Annotated in this window: 3 protein-coding genes; 2 read left to right on the top strand and 1 reads right to left on the bottom strand. The window is 26.4% G+C overall.

Annotated features, from left to right (window positions below; all coding sequences use genetic code 11):
* Positions 1–55: 55 nt before the first annotated feature.
* Both G3997_RS04890 and G3997_RS04885 read left to right on the top strand, forming a co-directional pair.
* Entirely contained in the window at positions 56–733 is a 678-nt protein-coding gene (locus G3997_RS04890; protein WP_296649006.1) for a response regulator transcription factor, read from the top strand.
* Positions 734–741: 8 nt separating this feature from the next.
* Positions 742–2,049 (top strand): sensor histidine kinase, encoded by a 1,308-nt coding sequence (locus G3997_RS04885; RefSeq protein ID WP_296649003.1) that lies wholly within the window; start codon positions 742–744, stop codon positions 2,047–2,049.
* Here the strand turns inward: G3997_RS04885 and G3997_RS04880 are convergent.
* The gene (locus G3997_RS04880) at positions 2,042–2,887 is read right to left on the bottom strand and encodes a sulfite exporter TauE/SafE family protein (RefSeq protein ID WP_296648997.1); all 846 of its coding nucleotides are present in this window, start codon (positions 2,885–2,887) and stop codon (positions 2,042–2,044) included. The genes G3997_RS04885 and G3997_RS04880 overlap by 8 nt on opposite strands.
* Positions 2,888–2,916: the final 29 nt, after the last annotated feature.

Genomic DNA, 2,916 nt, shown 5'->3' with positions numbered 1-2,916 from the left:
ATAGTAAATTATAAATGTTTAAGATATACCCATTAGATATATAAAGGAGGGAGTAATGTCAAAGATTTTAGTTGTAGATGATGATAGAGAAATAGCATCACTTATTGGAGACTGTTTATATGATGAGGGATATGATGTAGTATTAGCCTACGATGGAGAAAATGCAATAGAAAATATATATAGTAATCCTGATATAGAAATGATTATACTTGATATAATGATGCCTAAAATGGATGGATTAGATGTATGCAAGAAAATTAGGGAGAAAGTAAATTGCCCTATAATATTTGTTAGTGCAAAAAGCAAAACTTTAGATAAACTATTGGGACTTGAGATAGGAGCAGATGATTATATTGAAAAGCCTTTTGTAGTTGAAGAATTAGTTGCAAGGGTAAAGGCTCACTTAAGAAGAGAAAAAAGACGAAATAACATTATGAAAAACATAATAAAAATAGGTGAAATAGAAATACATAAAGATAGTTATGAGGTTTATATTAATAATAATTTAATAGAATTATCAACTCGAGAGTTTCAACTATTTTTATACCTATGTGAAAATGCAGGGCAAGTATTATCTAGAGAACAAATATTTTATTCTGTATGGGGAAGTGAATTTGGAGATATAGGTACTGTTGCAGTAAATATAAAAAGTTTAAGAGATAAGATTGATAAAGAAAATAAATATATAAAAACTATATGGGGAGTAGGATATAAACTTGTTAAAGCAAGCTAGTAAAACATATGAGTATAAAAAACAAACTATGGTTAGTTATAATATCTAGTTTTATGATAAATTGTATGGTTATGCTAGGATATTATAAATATAATTTACATGAAAAAATAGAAAATGAAATTAATATTAAAAGAGAACAAATAGATAAGGATTTAAATTATTTATCTAATGAAATTGAGAAAAAAGAAAGTTTAGAAAATATTGAAGATATAATATTAAACTTAGAGAAAAAGAATAGTATAAATATAAAAATTGAAAATATAAATGATGACTTAATTTATGAATACACTACACAGAATAATGCATATTTAAATCTTACGGCAGTAGATTTAGTAAAAGTAAATGATGATATATATATGATTACTATAAATTTTCCTATTAAAATAAATGAATTGACTAAAATACCAATACTTAAAGATGTTTTAAGAATTGAAATAATAATAATTACTATTACTTTAATCTTATTAAGTATTATACTTTACCAAAGTATTATAAAGCCTATACTTCATTTACAAAAGGATATTGAAAATTATAAATTTGGTATAAAGCCAATTAAAATCAATAGACGAGATGAAATAGGATGGTTAAAAAATAACTTCTTTGAACTTACTGAAAAGTTAGATAAAGAAAAGCAAAATCAAAATAGAATAATAGCGTCAATTTCACATGATATAAAAACACCACTAACATCTATTTTAGGGTATTCAGAAAGACTTCAAAATAAAAATATGCCAGAAGAAAGAAAAGATAGATATATAGAAATAATATATTCTAAAGCTCAAGATATTAAAGAGTTAATGTATGAGTTTGATGAGTATTTAGGTAATAATCTAGATAGTGGTATAAATAAAGAGGACATTTGTATAAAAGATTTATGTGATTTAATTAATAAAGAATATAAAGATGAACTTACATATATGGACATTGAATTTGAAGTAAACTCTAATTGTGATGATGAAGTTTTAAACATTGATATATCAAAACTTAGAAGAGTTTTTGGAAACATTATTGGAAATAGTATAAAAAATATGAAAGAGCATAAAAAACTAATCAAAATTGACTTTGAGAATATCAAAGATGAAATTATGATATCCATATCTGATAGTGGATGTGGAGTTGATGAAAGTGATACTGAAAAAATCTTTGAAGCTCTTTATACTTCTGATAAAAGTAGAAAAGTAGCAGGACTTGGATTATCAATTTGTAAGAGTATAGTTAAATCTCATAAAGGAAAAATATATGCTAAAAATAACTCTATGGGGGGACTTAGCATAATAATTGTTTTAAATAAAGCGGTAAAAGTAAATTCTAAATAAATTTAAAATATATTAAAATAAATGAAGAAACAACACAACATATTATAACTACTAATGTAGATTTAACCTTCAATAAGATAGTTATCATACCAAGTATACTTAAACATATACCAACAACTTTGTTTAACTTTTTAACATCACATTTATTTGCAAATTTAGCACTAACATAAGCAGCTATAACACAACCTATTACAACTATTAAACTTGGAATAATTTCTACTTTAGCACCCATAGAAATATGACTTATAGCTCCAACTAAAGCAACTAATGTCATAATCATAGTACTTGTACCTACTGCAACTTTTAGATTATATCCAATAACAAGCGTAAATACAGTAAGCATCAAAACTCCTCCTCCACTTCCAGTGAATCCACAAATCCAACCTATACCAACTCCACAAATCATAGCTAGAATAACTTTTGACTTAGTTATATGTTCTACAGCACTTTCAGCATCATGACCTTCTTCAATAGGTTTAGCTAAAAACTTTATACCTAATAATATAGTAGTTGCCATAGAGATATATCCTAAACCATCTGGCTGTGATTGTGAGAATAAAAATCCACAATAACTACCAATAATAGTTCCTATGAAAGCTGTTATTGCAACAAGCGATCCATTTCTTAAATCAATGTTTTTGTTCTTATAGTATGTATAAGCCGTTAATAAGCTAGCAACTATATCTGCTGCAAGTGCCACTGTTACAGCATCATAACTTTGCCATCCACATACTCCTACAAGTAAAGGTGTAATAACAACTGCAGCTGAAAGCCCAGCTAGCCCAGTTACAACACCAGCACCAACCCCCGCTAAAATATAAACAAGATACAACAACATATTAAAATTCCCCCTTTATTAAATTAACT

It is taken from the genome of Romboutsia sp. 13368 (assembly GCF_018336475.1).
GTDB lineage: Bacteria > Bacillota > Clostridia > Peptostreptococcales > Peptostreptococcaceae > Romboutsia.
This window is presented reverse-complemented; position numbering and strand designations above follow the sequence as displayed.